The organism is Arthrobacter sp. UYCu712, assembly GCF_040547005.1.
In the GTDB taxonomy this organism is placed as follows: domain Bacteria; phylum Actinomycetota; class Actinomycetes; order Actinomycetales; family Micrococcaceae; genus Arthrobacter.
On sequence record NZ_JBEPOZ010000019.1, the window covers coordinates 69,395 to 92,939 of the forward strand.

General features: G+C 66.3%; 17 protein-coding genes. 13 read left to right on the forward strand and 4 right to left on the reverse strand.

What is annotated here, in order from left to right; genetic code table 11:
• Nucleotides 1-50 precede the first annotated feature (50 nt).
• On the reverse strand, nt 51-713 hold the full coding sequence (gene phoU / locus ABIB51_RS16900) for a phosphate signaling complex protein PhoU (RefSeq protein WP_354190050.1): 663 nt from the start codon (nt 711-713) through the stop codon (nt 51-53).
• A 207-nt stretch (nt 714-920) separates the two neighbouring features.
• On the opposite strand from phoU, the gene ABIB51_RS16905 reads away from it, so the two are divergent.
• Together ABIB51_RS16905 and ABIB51_RS16910 are read left to right on the forward strand one after the other, a co-directional pair.
• Entirely contained in the window at nt 921-2,156 is a 1,236-nt protein-coding gene (locus tag ABIB51_RS16905) for a sensor histidine kinase (protein WP_354190084.1), read from the forward strand.
• Nucleotides 2,153-2,833: a winged helix-turn-helix domain-containing protein gene (locus ABIB51_RS16910; RefSeq protein ID WP_354190052.1), complete on the forward strand. Its 681-nt coding sequence runs from the start codon at nt 2,153-2,155 to the stop codon at nt 2,831-2,833. Before ABIB51_RS16905 ends, ABIB51_RS16910 begins: the two co-directional genes overlap by 4 nt.
• A 74-nt stretch (nt 2,834-2,907) precedes the next feature.
• Here the strand turns inward: ABIB51_RS16910 and ABIB51_RS16915 are convergent, their stop codons facing one another.
• A complete protein-coding gene (locus ABIB51_RS16915; protein WP_354190086.1) occupies nt 2,908-3,447 on the reverse strand; it encodes a hypothetical protein in 540 nt (179 codons plus the stop codon).
• A 328-nt stretch (nt 3,448-3,775) separates the two neighbouring features.
• Here ABIB51_RS16915 and ABIB51_RS16920 point away from each other — a divergent pair, with 328 nt between their 5' ends.
• From ABIB51_RS16920 to rlmB, 6 genes are all read left to right on the forward strand, one after another.
• Nucleotides 3,776-4,258, forward strand: coding sequence for a CarD family transcriptional regulator (locus ABIB51_RS16920; RefSeq protein WP_026266570.1), 483 nt, complete (start codon nt 3,776-3,778; stop codon nt 4,256-4,258).
• A 173-nt stretch (nt 4,259-4,431) separates the two neighbouring features.
• Entirely contained in the window at nt 4,432-5,250 is an 819-nt protein-coding gene (ispD, locus tag ABIB51_RS16925) for a 2-C-methyl-D-erythritol 4-phosphate cytidylyltransferase (RefSeq protein ID WP_354190054.1), read from the forward strand.
• Nucleotides 5,251-5,252: 2 nt separating this feature from the next.
• A complete protein-coding gene (gene ispF / locus ABIB51_RS16930; RefSeq protein WP_354190056.1) occupies nt 5,253-5,780 on the forward strand; it encodes a 2-C-methyl-D-erythritol 2,4-cyclodiphosphate synthase in 528 nt (175 codons plus the stop codon).
• A 103-nt stretch (nt 5,781-5,883) separates the two neighbouring features.
• Complete coding sequence (locus ABIB51_RS16935) at nt 5,884-6,231, forward strand: hypothetical protein (RefSeq protein ID WP_354190058.1); 348 nt, start codon at nt 5,884-5,886, stop codon at nt 6,229-6,231.
• Between the two features lie 55 nt (nt 6,232-6,286).
• Nucleotides 6,287-7,750 carry a cysteine--tRNA ligase gene (gene cysS / locus ABIB51_RS16940; protein ID WP_354190060.1) on the forward strand — a complete coding sequence of 488 codons (1,464 nt, stop codon included), beginning with the start codon at nt 6,287-6,289 and terminating at the stop codon, nt 7,748-7,750.
• 139 nt (nt 7,751-7,889) lie between these two features.
• Entirely contained in the window at nt 7,890-8,876 is a 987-nt protein-coding gene (gene rlmB, locus ABIB51_RS16945; protein ID WP_354190062.1) for a 23S rRNA (guanosine(2251)-2'-O)-methyltransferase RlmB, read from the forward strand.
• A gap of 511 nt (nt 8,877-9,387) precedes the next feature.
• Here the strand turns inward: rlmB and ABIB51_RS16950 are convergent.
• Nucleotides 9,388-10,197 (reverse strand): carbon-nitrogen hydrolase family protein, encoded by an 810-nt coding sequence (locus ABIB51_RS16950; RefSeq protein ID WP_354190064.1) that lies wholly within the window; start codon nt 10,195-10,197, stop codon nt 9,388-9,390.
• 116 nt (nt 10,198-10,313) lie between these two features.
• Here ABIB51_RS16950 and glgX point away from each other — a divergent pair, with 116 nt between their 5' ends.
• Nucleotides 10,314-12,434, forward strand: a complete 2,121-nt coding sequence (gene glgX / locus ABIB51_RS16955) for a glycogen debranching protein GlgX (protein WP_354190066.1) — start codon at nt 10,314-10,316, stop codon at nt 12,432-12,434.
• A gap of 68 nt (nt 12,435-12,502) precedes the next feature.
• Nucleotides 12,503-12,859, forward strand: a complete 357-nt coding sequence (locus tag ABIB51_RS16960; protein ID WP_354190068.1) for a barstar family protein — start codon at nt 12,503-12,505, stop codon at nt 12,857-12,859.
• Nucleotides 12,860-12,907: 48 nt separating this feature from the next.
• Here the strand turns inward: ABIB51_RS16960 and glgP are convergent, their stop codons facing one another.
• Nucleotides 12,908-15,526 carry an alpha-glucan family phosphorylase gene (gene glgP, locus ABIB51_RS16965; protein ID WP_354190070.1) on the reverse strand — a complete coding sequence of 873 codons (2,619 nt, stop codon included), beginning with the start codon at nt 15,524-15,526 and terminating at the stop codon, nt 12,908-12,910.
• Nucleotides 15,527-15,675: 149 nt separating this feature from the next.
• Here glgP and ABIB51_RS16970 point away from each other — a divergent pair, with 149 nt between their 5' ends.
• The 3 genes from ABIB51_RS16970 to ABIB51_RS16980 are packed head-to-tail and all read left to right on the forward strand — an operon-like array spanning nt 15,676 to nt 23,244.
• Nucleotides 15,676-17,748, forward strand: a complete 2,073-nt coding sequence (locus ABIB51_RS16970) for an alpha-1,4-glucan--maltose-1-phosphate maltosyltransferase (protein ID WP_354190072.1) — start codon at nt 15,676-15,678, stop codon at nt 17,746-17,748.
• A gap of 5 nt (nt 17,749-17,753) precedes the next feature.
• The gene (gene treS / locus ABIB51_RS16975) at nt 17,754-19,550 is read left to right on the forward strand and encodes a maltose alpha-D-glucosyltransferase (RefSeq protein ID WP_354190074.1); all 1,797 of its coding nucleotides are present in this window, start codon (nt 17,754-17,756) and stop codon (nt 19,548-19,550) included.
• A gap of 1 nt (nt 19,551) precedes the next feature.
• Nucleotides 19,552-23,244 (forward strand): 1,4-alpha-glucan branching enzyme, encoded by a 3,693-nt coding sequence (locus ABIB51_RS16980; protein ID WP_354190076.1) that lies wholly within the window; start codon nt 19,552-19,554, stop codon nt 23,242-23,244.
• Nucleotides 23,245-23,545: the final 301 nt, after the last annotated feature.

Here is a 23,545-nt window from a genome sequence, read left to right on the forward strand (position 1 = left end):
CCCCAGGGTGACCGGCCGCCGTCGTTTGTTCCGCGGTGCTGCCCGCGGCGCTAGCTGTGTTCGATGCTGTTCGGCTGCCACGCCCCGGTGACCAGGTAGGTCACCTTCTGGGCGACCGAGACGCCGTGGTCGGCGAAGCGTTCGAAGTAGCGGCTGGCCAGGGCGACGTCCACGGTGGTGGCCGGGGACTCCTGCCAGTCGCTCCGGGCGATCGCCTTGAACACGCTCAGGTGCAGATCGTTGACCGTGTTGTTGGCCTTCATGATGTCCCGGGCCACACCAAGGTCACGGGTTTCCAGCAGGACGGTCAGCTTGTTGGCGATCAGCAGGTCCTGCTCGGCGAAGCTCTTGAAGGTCTCGCGGAGCTGCTCGGGGACCACCGTCGCCGGGTAGCGGAGCCGGGCCAGCTGCGCCAAATGGCGGGCCAGGTCGCCCATCCGCTCCAGCGAGGCGCTCATCCGCAGGGACCCCACGATCATGCGGAGGTCGCTGGCTACAGGACCCTGCAGGGCCAGGATGTCGATGGCGCGCTCGTCGAGGCTGTTCTGCAGGAAGTCGATCCGGGCGTCGGCCGCGATAACGTCCTCGGCCAGGTCGATGTCCGCGCCTTCGAAGGCCGTCGTGGCCTTCTCGATGGCCTCGCTGACCAGCTTGGAGATCTCGGTGAGCTGTTCCCCCACTTGGACGAGCTCTTCCTGAAAAACCTTACGCACGTGTGCGTCCTTTCCTCGGAAATATTGCCGGCCGCCGCAGCAGCCGGCCTAGTTCGGTTCACCTCTCGGCGCTTCAACTGTCAACTCTCGCAGTCTGAGGTGAACTGTTACGCCCCAATAGGTGAACGTTAGCTGAACCGGGGCCACAATGGCGTGAGATTTCAGTTTTGGCCGCGGGGCAGCGCATAAGCTGGAGCCGTGGATCCAATGCTCATCGGTGTGATCGCCGGCCTGATCGGCCTGTCGCTTGGTATCTTCGGCGTGCTCGCATTCCGGGTAAGTGAGCAGCAACGCCAGCTCGTGGATATGGAGTTTGACGATCCCGCTCTGCCCGACGGCGCCGCGGAGGTGCTGGCAGCCGTGGGACGTGCTTTTGTGGTGGTGGACGCGATCGACGGCGTTGTGCGGGCCAGTCCCGCGGCCTACGCCTACGGGCTGGTGCGCGGCCACACCGTCGTCCATGGACAGCTGCTGGAAATGACCGCCAAGGTGCGGCGCGACGGCGTCATCCTCGAAAGGCAGCTCGAACTGCCCCGCGGCCCGCTGGGTCAGGGGACCATCGTGGTCCAGGTCCGGGCGGCCATGATCGCGGAGGAATACATCCTCCTGCTCGCCGATGACCGGACCGAATTCACCCGCACCGAGGAAGTCCGGAACGACTTCGTCGCCAACGTCTCGCATGAGCTGAAGACACCTGTCGGAGCCGTCTCGCTGCTGGCGGAAGCGCTGGAATCCTCCGCGGACGATCCCGAGGCCGTCCGGCGCTTCGCCAAACGCATGCACAAGGAGTCCGCGCGGCTGGCCGCCCTCGTGCAGGACATCATTGAACTGTCCCGGCTGCAGGGCGCCAACGTTGCCCAGCAGGGACGGCCCGTGGACATCAACACCGTGGTCTCGGAGGCTGTGGACCGGTCCCAGCTGCCGGCGGAGACCAAGAACATCCAGCTGGTGGTCGGCGGCCGGGCCGACGCGATGGTCTACGGCGACCAGGACCTGCTCGTGACCGCGCTGCGCAACCTGATCGACAACGCGATCCGCTACTCCCCGGAGAACACCCGGGTAGGTGTGGGGGTCCGCGCCAAGGACGGTCTGGTCGCAGTGTCCGTGACGGACCAGGGCGAAGGGCTCAGCCCCGAGGACCAGGAACGCGTCTTCGAACGCTTCTACCGGGTCGACTCCGCCCGGTCCCGCCACACCGGCGGCACCGGCCTGGGCCTGAGCATCGTGAAACACGTCATCTCCAACCACGGCGGCGAAGTGACGCTCTGGTCACAGCCCGGGCAGGGCTCCACGTTCACCATCCGGCTTCCGGAAATGGAAGGCCAGGACGAGCCTGACGCCCGCAAAACCGGGGCGCAGGCCGCCCCGCGATCAACCGCCCCGACCACGGGATCACACAGTCGCGACGCCGCAGGCGTCCATGAGCAAGGAGCCAGCGCTTGAGCCGGATTTTGATTGTCGAGGACGAAGAGTCGTTCAGCGACCCCCTGTCCTACCTGCTGGGCAAGGAAGGATTCGAGGTGGAGGTGGTGGACAACGGGCTTGACGCCATCACCGAATTCGACCGCAACGGCGCAGACCTGGTCCTTCTGGACCTGCAGCTTCCTGGCCAGTCCGGCACCGAGGTCTGCCGCCAGCTGCGGCAGCGCTCCTCCGTTCCGGTCATCATGCTGACGGCCAAGGACTCGGAAATCGACAAGGTGGTGGGACTGGAACTGGGAGCCGATGACTACGTTACCAAGCCCTACTCCTCCCGTGAGCTTGTCGCCCGGGTCCGGGCTGTGCTGCGCCGGCAGGGTGAACCGGAGGAACTGGTCGCCAGCACCGTGCAGGCCGGTCCGGTCCGGATGGACGTGGAACGGCACGTGGTCAGTGTCGGTGGGCAGCAGGTCCCGCTGCCGCTGAAGGAATTCGAACTGCTGGAGATGCTGCTGCGGAACTCCGGCCGGGTGCTGACCCGGGGGCAGCTGATCGACCGGGTCTGGGGCTCGGACTACGTCGGGGACACCAAGACCCTGGACGTCCATGTCAAACGCCTGCGCAGCAAGATCGAGCCTGACCCGTCGGCGCCGCGGTACCTCATCACCGTCCGCGGGCTGGGCTACAAGTTCGAACCCTAAGCCGGGGACCTGATACGGCAGGACAGACAGAAGGAGGGGCACCCGGACCGGGTGCCCCTCCTTCTGTCTGGAAGCTAGTGGTTTGCGCTGCTGGTGGGCGTCGACGTCGGCGTGGCCGTATCGGTTCGCGTCGGCGCGCTGCTCGGCAGGTACTGCTTGTAATCGGCGATGGTGGCGTCCAGGACCGGAACCTTGAACTGGGCGTTCTGGCTGGTGCCGTCTTCGCTGATGCTGACCTCGGCCATGGTGCCCGGCTTGCCGCCGGTGCTGCTCAGGATCGCCTCGTCGTTGGAGTCGTTGAGCAGGGTGTACGAGTTCTTCTTGACCGGGATCTGGGTCTGCGAACCGCCGGCACCGTTGACGGTGAGCAACACGTCTGTGGAAGAGGTGTTGTAGACGGCGCCGATCACGCGGCCCGGCTTGTCTTCGCCCGCGGAGATGATCATCATGTTGCGTAGCTGCAGCGGGCCGAGGTGCGTGCTGGTTCCGTCCGAGGCCGAGTACTGCTCAGAGGTCTGCTGGGGGTTGATGTAGCCGCAGCCGGTTACCGACAGCAGGCCGATGCCAAGTGCAGCCGTTGCCATTGCCAGCTTGCCGCGCTGGCCCCGGTTCATCGCAGTGAAACGCACGTCACGCACTCCTTGAGAGTCTTGGAACATTATTCAGCCATAGCCTATCCGCAATTGGGGACAAACGAGGATTCCGGTAGTACACACAACCGCGGGCTCAGCGCCGCCCCGGCGTCGTCCGGGCATCCGGTCGGGTCAAGCCGCGGACCCTTGGCAAAGGCCGTGCTATGCACTAATATCCGCTTTCGTCAAGGGGTCTGAGGGGGTCGCTTAAGGCCATTTTCCGCGGATTCATGCGGTTCTGGGGCGCGAATCATGGCAGTCATATGCCTTAAGCGTGATAAACTGGTCTGCGGGAAAGGGGAATGTCCACATGGTTTTTGAGGTCGGCGAGACAGTAGTTTACCCTCACCACGGTGCAGCAAAAATTGAAGAAATCAAGATGCGCACTGTCAAGGGCGAAGAGAAGATGTATCTCAAGCTCAAGGTGGCTCAGGGTGATCTGACCATTGAAGTTCCAGCAGAGAACGTTGACCTAGTTGGGGTCCGGGACGTAGTGGGCAAGGAAGGTTTGGAGCACGTATTCGATGTGCTGCGAGCTGAGTTCACTGAAGAACCCACCAACTGGTCGCGTCGATACAAGGCAAATCTGGAGAAGCTTGCTTCCGGTGACGTCATCAAGGTGGCAGAGGTCGTCCGCGACCTGTGGCGCCGCGATCACGATCGGGGTCTCTCCGCAGGTGAGAAGCGCATGCTGGCCAAGGCCCGCCAGATTCTGATTTCAGAACTGGCACTGGCTGAAAAGACGGATGAAGAGAAGGCCGCAAGCGTTCTCGACGAAGTCCTGGCTTCCTAAGACAAGAATCGAACCCCGGTGGCGAAAGCCGCCGGGGCTTCTTTTTTGCCCTTTTCAGCCGCCCCTCGGGTTGCTCTGTCAGTCCGGGGCCCTTTGCCCGTCCTTTAAGAACCAGGACTGATAGCTCAACGGGATAGCCCGGGGCAGGGGAGCGGGGACGTAGGGTTGAGCGCATGAACTCTGCATCGGCAAACCCGGCCACCGCGGTCATCGTCGTCGCGGCCGGATCCGGCCAACGTCTCGGCTACGGAATGCCCAAGGCCAAAGTGCCCTTGGGCGGAGACACCATCCTGACCCACGCGCTCCGCGGAGTCGCCGCGGCAGGCATTGCGCAGCAGATCTGCGTGGCCATCCCGCCGGGGGACCAGGAACTCCGGGCCCTCTGCGACTCGTTCGTCGAGGAGCTCCAGGCAGCACCCCGGCTGACCGCCCCCTCCGCGGAAGCCGTGCAGCTCCCGGTTGTCACGGTCGTCGACGGCGGCACCAGCCGGGCCGATTCGGTTCGGGCGGCGCTGGCGGCGCTCCTGCCCGGCACGGACTCCGTGCTGGTCCACGACGCGGCCCGCGCCCTGACCCCGGAAGCCGTCTTCCACCGGGTAGCCCAGTCCCTGGCCGCCGGTGCGAAAGCAGTCATCCCCGTCATCCCGGTCGTCGACACCGTCAAGACCGTGGAGCGGACCACCGGCGACGGCGCCGCGATCGCCCCGGAGCTGGTCACCGGCACCGCTGCCCGGGAGACGCTGCGTGCGGTGCAGACCCCGCAGGGCTTCGAGCTGGCCACACTTCGCCGCGCGCACGAGGCCGCAGCCGGATTCGACGCCGGCCAGGCGGCCGCCGTCACGGACGACGCCATGCTGGTCGAACTCCTGGGCGTGCCCGTGCACGCCGTGCGCGGCGCCAGCCAGTCGCTGAAAATCACGACGCCGCTGGATCTGATCATTGCCGAGGGGCTCCTCCAAGGCCCCCTCGGCACACGCTGGGTGGAAGGCTGACCATGACCGCGACTCCGAAGGACCCGCCCCCGAACACACCGCGCCCGGTCATCCCGCGGACCGGCATCGGCGTTGATGTCCACGCCTATGCCGCCGAAGACGCCCCCCAGCCGCTCTGGCTTGGCGGTCTGTTCTGGGAAGGCGAGCGCGGACTGTCCGGGCACTCCGACGGCGATCCCGTGGCCCATGCCGCCGCCGACGCGCTCTTTTCCGCCTGCGGCGTGGGGGACCTCGGAACACATTTCGGCACCGACCGGGCCGAATACGCCGGCGCGTCCGGGGTGGCCCTGCTGGCGGAGGCGGCCCGAATCGTCCGCGCGGAAGGCTTCGAAATCGGCAACATCGCCGTGCAGTTCGTCGCCAGCCGGCCGAAGTTCGGCCCCCGCCGGGAGGAATCCCAGCGCGTCCTCAGCGAGGCGGCGGCGGCGCCGGTGAGCGTCTCGGCCACCACCAGCGACGGGCTGGGCTTCACCGGCCGCGGCGAAGGCATTTCGGCGATTGCCACGGCTCTGGTCTACCGGACAGGCTAGTCCCGGCGTTCGCCGGGTTCCTTCCGGCAAGGACCCCGCCGGAGGGGCCCAGTCGCCTAGGCTTGAGGGAGAATTCCCGTTCCCGCGACTACAGGAGACCACCGTGAAGAAGCTGCTACCCGCCGTCGTACTCCTCGCAGGAACATTGCTGGCCGGCTGCGCGGGGGGCGGCACGGCGCCGGCGCCCGCAAGGATGAGCGTCCCGGAGAGCTGCACCTTCCTCAACGGGGACAACTTCGCGCCCACCGGCAGCCAGAAGGAGCAGGCGGGCCAGATCGCCAACCACTACCAGGAAGTGGCGGACAAGGTTGCTCCGGAGGTGTCGGCGCCGATCCAGGCGATGGCGGATGTCATGAAAGAGGTGGCGGCTACTCCCGAAGGAACCAAGACCACCGAACAGACCGCACGACTGACGGAGCAGATCAACAAGATCGGCCAGTACTGCAAGTAGGAGCCCGGTCCTTGGCCTCAACAGGAGACGAAGGCCCATCGGCTAATCTGGAGCGGTGACCTTGCGCTTTTACGACACTGCATCCGCCGAAGTCCGTGACTTCGTCCCCCTGGTTCCGGGCAAAGTGAGCCTCTATTACTGCGGCGCCACGGTGCAGGGAATGCCCCACGTGGGGCACATCCGCTCCGCCATCGCCTTCGACCAGCTCACCCGCTGGCTGCAGTACCGCGGATTCCGCGTCACAGTGGTCCGCAACGTCACCGACATCGACGACAAGATCCTCGCCAAGTCCGAGGCCTCCTTCGGGCCGGATTTCGAGGACGAGCCCGACGCCGTCCGCAACGAGGAATGGTGGGCGCTGGCCTACCGCTACGAGCAGGAATTCCTCAAGGCCTACGACACCCTCGGCGTCTCCCGCCCCACCTATGAGCCCCGCGCCACCGGCCACATCCCGGAAATGCATGCCCTCATCCAGCAACTGATCGACCGCGGCCACGCCTACCCGGCCCTCGACGACTCCGGCGACGTCTACTTCGACGTGCGCTCCTGGAGCAAGTACGGCACGCTGACGCGCCAAAAACTCGACGACATGCAGGGCGCCCCGGACGCCGACCCTCGCGGCAAGAAGGACCCCCGCGACTTCGCCCTCTGGAAGGGCCACAAGGACGGGGAGCCGACGACGGCGGGCTGGGCCTCCCCATGGGGCCCCGGCCGCCCGGGCTGGCACCTCGAATGCTCCGCGATGGTCACCAAGTACCTCGGCACCGAGTTCGACATCCACGGCGGAGGGCTGGACCTGCGCTTCCCGCACCACGAAAACGAAATGGCACAGTCCCAGGCCGCAGGCCATGGCTTTGCCAACTTCTGGATGCACAACGGCATGGTCACCTACGCCGGTGAGAAGATGTCCAAGTCCATCGGCAACACCGTCAGCCCGGCGGAGATGCTCGAACTCGCCCCTCCGCGCGTGGTCCGCTACTACCTTGGCCAGGCCCAGTACCGTTCAGTGCTCGACTACCAGCCCACCTCGCTGCAGGAGGCCGCCTCCGCGGTGGAACGGATCGACGGCTTCATCAGCCGGGCGGCCCGGACGCTTGCTGGCGCCCCCGGAGCGGACGGCCGGGCCTTCGGCAGCCACGGCGCCGTCCCGGATGCCTTCGCGGCCGCGATGGATGATGACCTCAATGTCCCGCAGGCACTGGCCGTCCTTCACGACACGGTCCGGGCCGGCAACACGGCACTGACCGCCGGTGACCTCGACGCCGCCCGGCAGGCGCTCACCAGCGTCACCGACATGCTTCGAGTCCTCGGCATCAACGACACCGCGACCCCCGACGCGGACGAGCACAGCACCAATGCTCTCGGCGTCCTGGTGGAAGCCCAGCTCGCGGCCAGGGCGCAGGCCCGGGCGAACAAGGACTGGGCCGCCTCGGACTCCATCCGCGACACCCTCGCCGCGGCCGGCGTCGTGGTCGAGGACGGCGCGGCCGGCGCCAGCTGGAGCCTCAAGCGCATCTGACCAATCGGGCTTTCACGGCCGGATCGGCTCCCGCGGATCAGCCCCGCTCCGGCCCGAAGTCGTCGATTTAACTCGAGTCAGTAGACTGGAGGTCAGACTTGTCAACAAATCACGTATTACCAAAGCAGGGGTGGAACTCATGGCCAACAACGGTCGCCGGTCGGTCAAGATGAAGAAGGGCCCCACCGTCGGAACCGGCGGTCACGGCCGCAAGGCTCTCGAGGGCAAGGGCCCCACGCCCAAGGCGGAGGACCGCCCGTACCACAAGGCGCACAAGAACAAGCAGCTTTCGGAGCGTTCCGAAGCCAAACGTGGAACGGGCGCCCGTAACGCCGGTGCCCGCTCGGGCCCCAAGGGCCGGGCCACCGAGGAAGTCGTCACCGGACGCAACTCCGTGGTCGAGGCGCTGCGTGCAGGCATCCCCGCCAAGGCGCTCCACATCGCCATCCGCATCGAGATGGACGACCGCGTCAAGGAATCCCTCAAGCTTGCCGCCGAGCGCGGTATCCCGCTGCTGGAAACCGGCAAGCCCGAGCTGGACCGGATGACGGACGACGCCATCCACCAGGGCCTCGTGCTGCAGATCCCGCCGTACGAATACCAGGACGCCTACGAGCTCGCCGAGTACACGCTTGACGCCTGGAAGAAGGGCCACGTCGCCAACGCGCCGCTCTTCGTCGCCCTTGACGGCATCACCGACCCGCGCAACCTCGGTGCCATCATCCGCTCCGTCTCGGCCTTCAGCGGCCACGGCGTTGTCGTCCCGGAACGCCGTTCCGTCGGCGTCACCGCTTCGGCTTGGAAGACCAGCGCAGGCGCTGCTGTCCGCGTCCCCGTGGCACGTGCCGCCAACCTGAATAACACGCTCAAGGCCTTCAAGAACATGGGCATCTATGTCCTCGGGCTCGACGGCGACGGCGACGTCACGCTGCCGGACCTGGCCCTGGCCACCGAGCCGGTCTGCCTCGTCGTAGGTTCCGAGGGCAAGGGCCTCAGCCGCCTCGTCCGCGAAAACTGCGACCAGATCGTCTCCATCCCGATCGACTCGGCAATGGAGTCCCTCAACGCCTCCATGGCGGTTGGCATCTCCCTCTACGAGATCTCCCGCCAGCGCGCAGCTAAGTAAGAAGGCTGCTCGGTCGCGTCCGCGGTTGCGATCGCGGCTGCTTCCGTGACTGGGTCCCGCCCGAACCGAAGTTTTGCCGTCGCTTAGACACCTCCGACGCTCCAATCGGCCGCGGACGGCCTCACTTCGCTCTGGTCGGCGATGCGCTCCTTAGCAAAACTCCGCTTCCGTCTCTGAGCCTCCGTCACCATTCGCGGTAGACGGCTAAACGCTCTCTCACACCTTGTGGGGGAGCGTTTCCGTTTGAGGCGAGAACAGCCGCAAGCAACGCGGGGTCAGATCGCGCCCATCCGAGGCCCCAAGATAGGCGCGAAGTGACCCCGCGTTGCTGTTGGCAACGCACGCCCAGCCCAATGGGCGGTCAACCCCCCTCGAGCGGGCGCCGGGGTCTTGCAGGGAGCGCATCGCCGACCAAAGCTTCATGAGGCCGCCCAGCGGCCGAGGGAAGCGTCGGGAGGTGTCTAAGCGACTGCAAGGCGCCGGTGACCGCGGAGGCGACCACGAAAGCCGTCTAGAACTTGTGGCGGTTGGCGAGGACCGGGAGCTTGGTGCGGGCTTCCTTGACGACGGCCGTGTCCAGGTCCGCGAACAGCAGGCCCGGGGCGCCGTCGAGCTCCTCGAGGACGTCGCCGAGCGGCGACACCACGACGGAGTGCCCGACGCCGGTGGGGGCGGCGCCCTTGACTTCGATGCCGATGCTGGCGGGATCGCCCTGGCCGCAGGCGAGGACCAGGGTGGTTGAGTCCAGGGCGCGGGCGCGGGCCAGCAGCTTCCACTGCTCGGCCTTGCCGGGACCGGACCCCCAGGAGGCGCAGACGATGTTCACGTCGGCGCCGCGGTCCGCGTTTTCGGTAAACAGGCCGGGGAAGCGCACGTCGTAACAAGTGGCCAGTCCGAACGTCACCCCGTCCAGCTCAAAGGTGGCGGGTTCGGTGCCGGCATCCACGGTGTCCGATTCCGCGAAGCCGAAGGCATCGAAGAGATGGATCTTGTCATAACTGGTGTCCACGCCGCGGCCGGTGACCAGGAGCGTGTTGCGGACCTTGCGGTGCGCCCCGCCGTCGGCCGTTCCCGGTGTGAACATCCCGGCGATAACCACAATGTCGTGCTCCGCGGCGATGGCGCGCACACGGGCGGCCCACGGACCGTCCAACGGCTCGGCGACGTCCAGCAGCGAGTTTCCGAAGGCCCGCATGGTCGCCTCGGGGAACACCACAAGCTCCGCGCCGCCGGCCTTGGCCCGCGCAGCGTAGTCCGCCACGATGGCCAGATTCCCGGCCAGATCGCGGCCGGTGATTATTTGAGCCAGTGCAACCCGCACATTTACCTCCATATTCGGCGCTTCATTCCAGTATGCAACGCTCTTTTCCGTACACTGCACAACGTCAGGAAAAACAGGTACGGGGCGGTTTGTACGGCCCCGCTAAGCTTTAAGCAATGGTTATGCCTTACGTAGATACAGCATCCACCGTAGACGCCTCCCGCGCGTTTCCGCTGGGCATCAGTGTTCCAAGCACGGGTTCACCGGCAATGGACGACCCTCGGGGTGCGTTCGCGAATGTGGCTGTCTATGCCCCCGGCGTGACGACCCTCGAGGTCGCGTACCAGGCTCCCGGCGGGGCGTGGCAGCTCAAGACGCTGCCGAATGTGATCGACGGTGTCCATCACGGCATTGTGGGGGGCCTCCCGGTCGGCTCCCGCTACGGACTCCGGGCCACCCTGGACCACGAGGCGCTGCCGGGGTCCATGCCCAGCATCGACTTTGACGCCGACGACGACGACGGGCAGCCGCTGCTGCTGGACCCCTACGGACGCGCGGTGGACGAGCGCGGTGACTTCATCACGAACGTCAGGATGGCAGGCGACTTCGACTGGGGCACCGACAGCAGCCCCTGGACCCCGTGGCGCAACACCATCATTTACGAGGCCCATGTCCGCGGCCAGACCATGCTCCACCCGGACATCCCGGAGGAGCTCCAGGGTACGTACGCCGGGCTGGCGCATCCGGTCATGATCGAACACCTCCTGGCCCTCGGCGTCACATCCGTCCAGCTGCTGCCGGTCCATTTCCATGTCGACGAACCGCACCTGCAGAGCCTCGGACTGCCCAACTACTGGGGCTACAACACGGCGGCGTTTTTCGCCCCGCACCCGGGCTACGCCACTGAAGAGTCCCGGGCCGCCGGCGCCCAGGCAATCCAGGATGAGTTCAAGGGCATGGTCAAGCTACTTCACGCGGCCGGGCTGGAAGTCATCCTCGACGTTGTGTACAACCACACGGCCGAGGGCGGGTCCGACGGGCCCACGCTGGGCTTCCGCGGCCTGGGCGAGATGCAGTATTACCGGAACGACGGCCACGGGCGGTACGTGGACACCACCGGGTGCGGGAACAGCCTGAACTTCGGCGAACCCCGCGTGGTGCAGTTGGTCCTCGACTCTCTGCGGTACTGGGTTAACGAATTCCACATCGACGGTTTCCGCTTCGACCTTGCCGTGACGTTGGCCCGGAACGCCGCCAATGAGTTCGACCCCCACCACCCGTTCCTGGTCGCGATCGCCGCCGACCCGGTCCTGTCCACCACCAAGCTGATCGCCGAGCCGTGGGACGTAGGCTACGGCGGCTGGCAGACCGGCCGGTTCCCGCCCGGCTGGGTCGACTGGAATGACCACTTCCGTGACGCCGTGCGCACCTTCTGGCTCGCGGACCGTGCTGCGATCGACGCCGGCGGGCAGGGTGGCTCCGTAGGCCGGCTCGCGGATGCCCTCTCCGGCTCCGCGAGCCTCTTCGAGGCATCCGGCCGGTCCCGGCTAGCCTCGGTAAACCTCGTCACGGCCCATGACGGCTTCACCCTGGCCGATCTCGTGTCCTACGACCGCAAACACAATGAGGCCAACGGCGAGCAGAACCGCGACGGCCACGGGGACAACCGGAGCTACAACCACGGTTTCGAAGGCCCCACCGAGGACGAGAACATCCTCGCCCGGCGTGCCCAGACCAGCCGCAACCTGATGGCCTCGCTCATGATCTCCCAGGGCGTGCCCATGATCACCGCCGGGGATGAGCTCGGCCGGACCCAGCAGGGCAACAACAACGCCTACTGCCAGGACAACCCCATCGCCTGGATCGACTGGACCAGCACCCCGGATTCACACGCGATGCTGCGCAGCACCAAACGCGTGATCCGGCTGCGCCGGGAATTCCTGGCCAGCCAGCCGCACGACTATCCGATCCGCGAAAAACAGTCCTATTTCCATTGGTTTGATGCGCACGGTGGGCCGATGTCCGGGAACAGCTGGCAGGATCCCGGCCACCGGGTGGTCCAGCTCCTGCTCGGCTCCGACGACGGGCACGTGGACGGGCTTGTGGTGGTCAACGGCGGCGCCCACGACGTCAAGGTCACGCTGCCGCTGGTCGACAACGAGGACGGCCCGGGCCACCGGCTCTTCGAATTGCGCTTGACCACCTCCGAACTGCACGACCGGCGCCAGGGTGTCCGCGTGTCCTCCGGGGAGCGCGACGTCGTGCAGGGCAACTCCATCAGCATCTACCGCACCTAGCCCCGGCACAAGGCTCCAGCAGCACCAGGGAGCCGAACTGACCTGAACGAACGCCCGCAAAGGAACCCATGAAGATTTACTCGGCAGACACCTGGACCATCGAGGAGCTGGAAGTCCTGGTGGACGACGCCGGCCGGCGCGCCCTTCTCATTCCGGCCGCGGACACGAAGCGGGCCGTCCTCGAGACGTTCGCCGAAACGCTCGACTTCCCGGAGGAGGAGGGCGTCGACTTCGATGCCCTCAACGACTCGCTGCACGACTTCGCGGATACGGTTTCCGACGACGGCCAGAAGCCGGTCACGTTCATCTGGCAGGTCGCGGCGGTGTTCCGCTCGGACCGCTCCTTCGGCATCATCTGCGAGACCCTGCAGGACGCCGAACGCTACGCCGGTAAGACCCTCAGCGTCATCGCCGTCTTCTTGTAGCCAATGACGGGCAGCGGGCCCCGGCGGACCGGGACCCGCCGCCGTCAATCAGGCGTTGACGATCAGTCCGAGTTCCGCCTTGGATGCCAGCGCGGCGTGCTTGGGCAGCACCCGGACGGTGTAGCCGAAGGACCCGGAGCGGTCGATCAGGACTGTGCCGCTGAAGAGGTACCGGCCCTTGCCGAGGTCCTCGACTGAGTTGAGTTCGGCCACCGTGACATCCGCCAGTTCATCGCTTTCCCCGGCTTTGCCGTAGGCCACTTCCACGGAGACGTCGTCCGGGGCGAGCTCGTGCAGGGCCACATAGGCGTTGACCTGGAGGACGTCGCCGATCTGCGGGTCCTCGGAGACACCCACCGAGTCGACGTGCTCCACCTGGAGAAGCGGCCAGGCGGCCCGGATCCGGGAAATCCAGGCGGCGAGGGTCTTGGCCTGCGCGTAGTTGTCCGCCACAGCCCGCTGTCCCGCGACGGCGGCCGGGCGGTACAGGATGTTGACGTAGTCCTTGAGCATCCGCTCCGCGGACACCTGCGGACCCAGGTGCGACATGGTGTGCTTGATCATCGAGACCCAGTGGGTCGGAACCTTCTGGGGTCCGGGCTGCGACGGCCCGGCGGCGCCGGCGGCGTTGGACACCGTCAGCCCGTAGAAGCGGGGTGCCACCTGCGTCTCCAGCAGTTCGTAGAGCGCCGCCGCCTCGATGTCGTCGCGTTCCTCCGGCGAGGCGTCGTTGTTGGCGGTCGGGATCGCCCAGCCGTTCTCGCCGTCGTACATCTCGTCCCACCAGCCGTCCAGGACCGAGAGGTTCAGCGAACCGTTGAGGGCGGCTTTCATGCCCGACGTTCCGCAGGCCTCCAGCGGGCGCAGCGGGTTGTTGAGCCACACATCGCAGCCGGGGAACAGCGTCCGGGCCATGGCGATGTCGTAGTTGGGCAGGAACGCGATCCGGTGGCGCACCTCGGGGTCGTCGGTGAAGCGGACCAGGTCCTGGATCATCTTCTTTCCCGCGTCGTCGGCCGGGTGCGACTTCCCGGCGATGACCAGCTGGATAGGGTGCGTCTTGTGCAGCAGCAGGGCCTTGAGCCGCTCCGGTTCGCGCAGCATCAGGGTCAGGCGCTTATAGGTCGGCACGCGCCGGGCAAAGCCGATGGTCATGACGTCCGGATCCAGCACCGCATCCGTCCACGCCAGCTCGGCATCGGCGGCGCCGCGTTTCTTCCAGGCGGCCCGGAGGCGGCGGCGGACGTCATCGACCAGCGAGACACGCATCTCGCGGCGGAGGGCCCAGACATCCTCGTCGCTGACGTTGTAAGCCAGGTCCCAGCGGCCCTGGGCCTCGGCTTCGGATCCGAACTGGTCACGCGCCAGTTCGGAGACGCGCGGATCCACCCAGGTGGGCACATGGACACCGTTGGTGACGGAGGTGATGGGCACCTCGGAGTGGTCGAAGCCGGGCCACAGGGCCGAGAACATCCCGCGGGAGACGACGCCGTGCAGTTTGGCGACGCCATTGGCGCGCTGGGCGAGCCGGAGGCCCATGACCGCCATGTTGAACACGAACGGGTTGCCGTCGGTGAAGTCTTCCCGGCCCAGGTCCAGGATCTTGGCCACCGGAACGTCCGGTGCCAGCCCGGCCTCGAAGAAGTGCTGGATCTGCGACGTCTCGAAGCGGTCGATGCCGGCCGGCACCGGGGTGTGGGTGGTGAACACGGTGGAGGCGCGTCCGGCGGCCAGGGCCTCTTCCCAGCTCAGCGGCTCCGCTGCGGACATCATTTCCTGGATCCGCTCGACACCCAGGAAGCCGGCGTGGCCCTCGTTGGTGTGGAAGACTTCCGGGGCGGGGCTGCCCGTGAGCTTCTGGTAGGCGCGCAGGGCCTTGACCCCGCCCATGCCGAGCAGGAGCTCCTGCTGGAGGCGGTGGTCACCGCCGCCGCCGTACAGACGGTCGGTGATGCCGCGCGCGGCGTCGTCGTTGCCCGGGACGTTGGAGTCCAGCAGCAGGAGCGGAACGCGCCCGACGTCGGCCCGCCATACGTGCGCCAGGAGGCGCCGCCCCTGGGGGAGGGGCAGCGAAATCTGCAGCGGTTTGCCGTTGCCGTCCGCGGAGGCCTCCCGCAACAGGGTCAGCGGCAGTCCGTCCGGGTCCAGGACCGGGTAGGTCTCCTGCTGCCAGGCGTCGCGGGACAGCGACTGCTTGAAGTAGCCGGCCTGGTAGAGCAGGCCGACGCCGATCAGCGGAACGCCGAGGTCCGAGGCTGCCTTGAGGTGGTCGCCGGCGAGGATGCCGAGGCCGCCGGAGTACTGCGGCAGGACCTCGGTGATGCCGAATTCCGGTGAGAAGTACGCGATGCACGACGGCGCGTCCTCGCCGAGGCTCTGGTACCAGCGGGGCTGTTCCAGATACCGGTCCAGGTCGTCGGCGGCAGCGTGGACGCGGGCCACCACATCCTGGTCGGCCGCGAGGCGCTGCAGTTCTTCCCGGCTGACAAGGCCCAGGAACGACACAGGATCGTGGGCGCTCTCAGCCCAGATCCGGGGGTTCAGCCCCTCGAACAGTTCCCGGGTGGGCCGGTGCCAGGACCACCGAAGATTGGTGGCAAGCCGGGCGAGCGGCCGGATCGACTCCGGGAGAACGGTGCGGACGGTAAATCTGCGGATAGCCTTCACCTGCGAAACACTAACGGACATGTGGGAGCCCCGGGACGGGTTTAAGTTTCTTTCCCATAAATGACGGGTCACCGCCGTAAAAAACCGGAATCCGACGGAAAAACATCGCAGCCTTAGCAATCTGGCCGATTTGTAGATAACGTCGAGCTGTGACGAATAACTCGCGAACCAGTGCCGTATCCAAGCAAAAGTCAAAGGCCCTGATCACGGAGGGCCTTCAATTTGGCCGATTTCCGATCACCGCCGTACAGCCTGCGGTCGAAGGAGGGAAGTTCCCTGTCAAAGCCGTTGCGGGAGAAAGCCTGGTGGTCGGGGCCACCGCCTTCCGCGAAGGCCACGACCAGCTCGGCGTCAGCGCCGTGCTGCTTGACCCCCGCGGGAAGGAGCGGCAACGTGTCCGCCTCGCGCCGCCCCGCGGACCCCGGGGCCTGGGTACAGACCGCTGGGAAGGGCTTCTGACGCCCCCCTCAACCGGCAACTGGTCGTTCGTTATCGAGGCCTGGCATGACCGCTACGGCACCTGGCATCACAACGCCGAAGTAAAGATCGAAGCCGGGATCGACGTCGACCTGATGCTGGCCGAGGGCGCCGCACTGCTCTCCGAAGCATCCGAAGACTCATCCCGACCGTCCGCCGACCGGCGCACCCTGCGGATGGCCGTCGTTGTGCTGTCCGACGCTTCCCTGACCCCCGAGGAACGCCTCGCAGCCGGGTTCAGCGCTGATGTGGCCGCCATCGTGGCCCGCCAGCCGATCCGCGAACTCGTGACGGTCTCCGAGCGGTACCCGCTGCTGGTGGAACGCGAACTCGCCGGCCGGGGAGCCTGGTACGAATTCTTCCCCCGTTCCGAAGGCGCCGTCCGTAACCACGAAACCGGAGAATGGACCTCCGGCAACTTCCGCACGGCCGCCAAGCGGCTCGACGCCGTCGCGGAAATGGGCTTCGACATCATCTACATGCCGCCGATCCACCCGGTCGGTGTCCAGCACCGCAAGGGGCCCAACAACACCCTGCTGGCCGGACCGCACGACCCCGGCTCGCCGTGGGCCATCGGCGCCAAAGAAGGCGGACACGACGCCATCCATCCGGACCTCGGCACCTTCGAAGACTTCGACGCCTTCGTGGCGCGGGCTGGCGAGCTGGGCCTGGAGGTTGCCCTGGACCTGGCACTGCAGGCCGCCCCGGACCACCCCTGGGTGCAGAGCAACCCGGAATGGTTCACCACCCGCGTGGACGGCAGCATCGCCTACGCCGAGAACCCGCCGAAGAAATACCAGGACATCTTCCCGCTCAACTTCGACAACGACCCCGAGGGGCTCTCCAACGAGATCTACCGCATCGTCTTGCTCTGGGTGAGCCACGGCGTCAAGATCTTCCGCGTGGACAACCCGCACACCAAGCCTGTGTGGTTCTGGGAATGGCTGATCGCGAAGGTCAACAAGAAGCACCCCGACGTCGTGTTCCTCGCCGAGGCATTCACCCGCCCGGCCATGATGCACGCTCTGGGCCGCGCCGGCTTCCAGCAGTCGTACACCTACTTCACCTGGCGGAACACCAAGGAGGAACTGGAGGAGTACTTCCAGGAGGTCAGCCACGAATCGCCGGCCTACTTCCGGCCGAATTTCTTCGTCAACACCCCGGACATCCTCACCGAATACCTGCAGTTCGGCGGCCCGGCTGCGTTCAAGATCCGCGCCGCCCTCGCCGCCACGGCAAGTCCCATCTGGGGCGTGTACGCCGGCTTCGAGCTCTACGAGCATGTGGCCCGGCCCGGCGCCGAGGAGTACATCGACAACGAGAAGTTCGAGTACAAGGCCAGGGACTGGGACGCTGCGGCAGCATCGGGACGGACGCTGGCACCGTACCTGACCAGGCTCAACAACATCCGGCACGCGCACCCCGCCCTGGGGGACCTGCAGAACCTGACCCTGCACAAGAGCACGGACAACGCCACGGTGGTGTATTCCAAGCACAAGACGCTCCCGGACGGCACCAAGGATACGCTGATCATTGTGGTCAACGTGGACCCGCACGGCATCCGCGAAAGCACGGTGTCGCTGGATCTGGCCGCGCTGGAGCTGGATCCGGACAACCTGACCCACAACGGCGGGTTCATGGTGGAAGATCTCTTGACCGGAGAAAGCTGGGAATGGGGGGAGTACAACTACGTCCGGCTGGACGCCCATGTAGAACCCGCCCACATTCTTAGCATCCGGAGGTAGCACGAGTGAGTTTCAGCCCGACCAACCCCAACCAGCACTTCAGCCCGAAGGGGGGCTTTGAACTAAACGCGCCAGGCCTGCAGCATGACCCCTTGTGGTACCGGAAAGCAGTCTTTTACGAGGTGCTGGTCCGGGGCTTTGCAGACGGAAACGGCGACGGCTCAGGCGACTTCCATGGCCTCATCGAGAAACTCGACTACCTGCAGTGGCTCGGCGTCGACTGCCTCTGGCTGCCGCCGTTCTTCCAGTCCCCGCTCCGTGACGGCGGCTACGACATCTCGGACTACAATTCCGTGCTCGACGAGTTCGGCACCATCAGCGATTTCAAGCGTCTGGTGGCCGAGGCCCACGCCCGCGGCGTCCGGGTCATCATCGACCTTCCGCTGAACCACACCTCGGACCAGCACCCGTGGTTCCAGGAATCCCGCAAGGACCCGGATGGTCCCTTCGGCGACTTCTACGTGTGGAGCGACACGGACGAGAAATATGAAGACGCCCGCATCATCTTTGTGGACACCGAGGAATCCAACTGGACCTTCGACCCGATCCGTCGCCAGTTCTTCTGGCACCGTTTCTTCAGCCACCAGCCGGACCTCAACTTCGAGAACCCCAAAGTCATCGACGCCCTCTTCGACGTCGTCCGGTTCTGGCTGGACCAGGGCATTGACGGCTTCCGGGCCGACGCCATCCCGTACCTTTTCGAGGAGGAGGGCACCAACTGCGAAAACCTGCCGCAGACCCACGAATTCCTCCGCAAGCTGCGCAAGATGGTCGACGAAAGCTACCCCGGACGCGTCATCATCGCCGAGGCCAACCAGCCGCCCGCTGAAGTGGTCGAGTATTTCGGGACCGAAGAGGAACCGGAATGCCACATGGCCTTCCACTTCCCGATCATGCCGCGGCTCTACTACGCGCTGCGGGACCAAAAGGCCGCGCCGATCATCGAGACGATGAAGGACACCCCGAACATTCCCGAGGGCGCCCAGTGGGGCACGTTCCTGCGCAACCACGACGAATTGACCCTGGAAATGGTCACGGCCGACGAACGCGCCGCCATGCTCGGCTGGTACGCGCCGGACCCGCGCATGCGCGCCAACATCGGCATCAGGCGCCGGCTCGCTCCGCTGCTGGATAACTCCCGCTCCGAAATCGAACTGATCAATGCCTTGCTGCTGTCCCTGCCCGGCAGCCCGTTCCTGTATTACGGGGACGAGATCGGCATGGGGGACAACATCTGGCTCGAGGACCGCGACGCCGTCCGCACCCCGATGCAATGGAACCCGGACCGCAACGCGGGCTTCTCCAGCGCCGACCCGGGCAAGTTGTACCTCCCGGTGATCCAGTCCCTCGTTTACAACTACAGCATGGCCAACGTCGAGGCCGAGGCCGCGCATTCAGGCTCGTTGCTGCGCTGGACCCGCCAGATCCTCAGCGTCCGCAAGAACCACCCGGCTTTCGGGCTGGGCGGGTTCGAGCACGTCCCCGCCGATCACGACGTCGTCCTGGCCTACCTGCGGGAACTCCCGGAGGGCAACTCGGCCGGTGCGGACGCCGAAACGGTGCTGTGCGCCTTCAACCTTTCACAGCACCCCGTGGCAACCACCCTGCGCGTGCCGAAGTACGCCGGGCGCGGACTCCGCGATGTGTTCGGCGGGCAGGCCTTCCCCGCCATCAGTGATGACGGGACCCTGACCCTGACCCTGGGCAGCCACGACTTCTTCTGGCTGCGGATCCGCTCGGCTGCCTCCAACCCGGCTTCGCCTTTCACGCGGGCGATGCCCATCCTGTCCATCGAAGGCTGACATGACCCGACCGACCCTTCCCCCCGCCCTAAGTGGCCTGCTGGGCAGCTGGCTCCCCGGCCAGCGCTGGTTCCCCGTCAAGAGCGCGGAGTTCAGCTTCGAGCCGGTGGGCGGGCTCCGCCTGGACGCCGGACGCGCTGACGCCGAGCTCGAAGTGTGGCTGCTCGCAGTGACCTACCCGACGGCGGACGGCAACCGCACCGACGTCGTGCAAGTGCCGCTCAGTTTCCGGCACGCGCCGCTGGCAGGAGCGGAGTCGGCGCTGGTAGGGGAGACGGACGGCGACAGTGCCGGTCCCGGCAGCGGGCAGCGCTGGATTTACGACGGCGTCCACGACCCCGCGTTCGTCGCGGCGTGGCTCGAACTCATGCGTCACGGCGGCACATCTACGGCCGGAACCGCCGTCGGACACCTCGTGGAGTCCGGCTACCGCCTGCCCTTCGCGACCGGTTCGGTGAAGGTCCTCTCCGGGGAGCAGTCCAACAGCTCCGTGATTGTGCACGACGGCGAATCGGCCGCGATCGTGAAGTTCTTCCGCGTCCTCTCCGAGGGCCAGAACCCGGAAGTGGAAATCGGCGCCGCCCTGACTGCCGGGCGCACGGCTGAAGTGCCGGCCACCCTCGGCTGGGTCACCGGCGAATGGCAGATCCCGGCGGACTCAGCGGACTCAGCGGGGGCCGGTGCGCGGCTGGCCCGCGGTGAACTGGCCGTGGCCCACGAGTTCCTCGCCGGCGGACTGGATGCCTGGCGGCTCGCCGTCACCGCAGCCAGCCGTGGCAGGGGATTCACCGCCGAGGCCCATGCGCTGGGCGCCGCCACCGCCACGGTGCACCGTCGGCTGGCCGACGCCTTGGGCGTCGCCACCGAGGCGGTTCCGGGTGGCGACATCGCACCCGGCGTGGCCCAGCGGGTCCGCCAGTCCTGGGCGCAGGCCGGCACCATCGTGGGCCACTACGACGATTCGCTCGAGGAACTCCTGCTGCGCCTTCGCGGATCCAGCGCCGGTCCGCTGCAGAGAATCCATGGCGACCTCCACCTCGGACAGATCCTCCAGGTGCCCGGCGGGACGGGTACGGCGCCGCGGTGGGCCATCCTGGACTTCGAAGGCGAGCCGCTGCGGCCCATCTCTGAACGCAACTTCCCCGACGTCCCGCTGCGGGACGTCGTCGGGATGCTGCGTTCCTTCGACTACGCCGCCGGCGCGGCCGTCCGGGAATTTCCCGACGCCGCCGTCCCGGCGGGCTGGGTGGACGACTGCGCGGAGGCCTTCCTGGCCGGGTACGCGGAAGTCATCCCCGGAAGCATCGACCGCGATTCGCCCCTCTTCGTGGCGCTCTGGCTCGATAAGTCGCTCTACGAAGTTATCTATGAACTACGGAACAGGCCGGACTGGCTGGCCATTCCGGTCAACGCATCACGACGTCTCCTCGGCAGTACAGGCTCCGGCGAACCGGCCGAAGCCGAAGCGGAAGGTATCACAATGACAGGATCAGCACGGATCGATCGGCCCGGAGCTCCGCTCCCAGTGGACGCGGACACCCTGGCCCGGGTCGCGGCCGGCGAACACCACGCCCCGCACTCAGTCCTCGGCGCGCACTTCGATGACCACGGACACGTCACCATCCGCACGGTGAAGCACCTGGCCGAGGCCGTCTCCATTGTCACGGCGGCCGGCGAAGTCCCCATGGACCACGAGTCCGGCGGCGTGTGGGTGGCCGTCCTGGACCCGCTGGAGCCCGGCCACGTGCCGGACTACCGTCTCGATGTGACGTACGAGGGCATGGCGCCGCAGTCGGCCGACGACCCCTACCGCTACCTCCCCACCGTCGGGGAAGTGGACCTGCACCTCATCGGTGAAGGCCGTCATGAGCGCCTCTGGGACGTCCTCGGCGCGCATGTCCAGCACTACAAATCCTCCCTCGGCGACGTCGACGGCGTTTCCTTCGCCGTGTGGGCCCCGAACGCCCAGGCCGTCCGGGTCAAGGGCGATTTCAACGGCTGGGACGGCCGGGAATTCTCCATGCGGTCCCTCGGCTCCTCCGGAGTGTGGGAACTCTTCATCCCCGGCGTTCTAGCAGGGGCGTGCTACAAATTCGAAATCAGGACCCGGCACGGCCACTGGGTGGAGAAGGCGGACCCGCTGGCCTTCGGCACCGAGGTTCCGCCGCTGACGGCGTCCCGCGTTGTGGAGCCCTCCTACTCCTTCAAGGACGCCGAGTGGATGGACGCCCGGGCTGCGCGCGATCCCCAGAATTCACCCATGAGCGTCTACGAAGTCCACCTCGGCTCCTGGCGGGTTGGCCTGGGCTACCGTGAACTCGCCAAGGAACTCGTCGAGTACGTCAAGTGGCTCGGCTTCTCGCACGTGGAATTCATGCCCGTGGCCGAGCACCCGTTCGGCGGTTCCTGGGGTTACCAGGTCACGTCCTACTTCGCCCCCACCTCCCGCTTCGGGCACCCGGACGAATTCAGGCATCTCGTGGACGAACTGCATCAGGCCGGCATCGGCGTCCTGCTGGACTGGGTGCCGGCGCACTTCCCGAAGGACGAATGGGCGCTGGCCCGCTTTGACGGTGAGGCCCTCTACGAGCACGCCGACCCCAACCTGGGCGAGCACCCGGACTGGGGCACGCTGATCTTCGACTTCGGCCGCCGTGAGGTCCGCAACTTCCTCGTATCCAATGCCCTCTACTGGCTTGAGGAATTCCACATCGACGGGCTGCGTGTGGACGCCGTCGCGTCCATGCTCTACCTGGACTACTCCCGTGAGGAAGGCCAGTGGCAGCCGAACCGTTTCGGCGGACGCGAGAACCTCGAAGCGATCTCCTTCCTGCAGGAAGTCAACGCCACCGTCTATAAGACGCACCCCGGCGCCGTCATGATTGCCGAGGAGTCCACGGCATTCCCGGGCGTCACGGCACCGACCAGCCAGGGCGGACTGGGCTTCGGCATCAAGTGGAACATGGGCTGGATGCACGACTCGCTCAAGTACATGGCCGAGGATCCGTACAACCGCAAGTGGCACCACGGCACCATCACGTTCTCCATGGTGTATGCGTACACGGAAAACTTCCTGCTGCCGATCAGCCACGACGAAGTGGTGCACGGCAAGGGATCCATGCTGCGCAAGATGCCAGGGGACCGCTGGCAGCAGTTGGCCAACCTGAGGGCTTTCCTGGGCTATCAGTGGGCCCACCCCGGCAAGCAGCTGATCTTCATGGGTACCGAGTTCGGCCAGGAAGCGGAATGGTCCGAACAGCACGGCCTGGACTGGTACCTCGCGGAGATCCCGGCGCACCGCGGCGTGCAGCTCCTGATCAAGGACCTGAATGAGCTCTACAGCTCCACTCCGGCCCTGTACGAGCTGGACAACGACCCTGCCGGCTTCCAGTGGATCCATGGCGGGGACGCGGACCGCAACGTGCTGACCTTCATCCGCCGCGATGCGGCAGGCAACCCGCTGGTCTGCGCGCTGAACTTCTCGGGCGGCCCGCACACCGGTTTCCTCCTCGGAGTCCCGGTTTCAGGGCAGTGGCAGGAAGTGCTTAACACCGACGCTGCCGAGTACGGCGGCTCCGGCGTTTTGAACAACGGTCAGCTGACAGCGACCGACGACGGCGTGGACGGACAGCCCGCCACGCTCACCGTCACGCTGCCGCCCCTGGGGGCCGCGTACTTCAAACCGCTGGTCTAGTCCCAGCCCACGCCGAGAGCCCGGAATCCTTGAGATTCCGGGCCTTTTGCGTACCTGCAGAGGGCCCCCTTGGGGGCCGCTTTGTCACCTGGTCAAAGTGGTGGTATAGTTTATTTCCGCGCTGCTCCCCGGAGTTGATCGGCCAAGAAGACCCAGATGCTACGGCAAAACTGAGTCGGACCGCCGATTTGACTAGGGTGAAGCGGCCGGGTAAGTTTGAAAAGTTGCTCCGGAGCGATCCACGGCTGAGTTGTTGTGGTGGTGCCGGGTGTGTCTGTTGTTTGAGAACTCAATAGTGTGC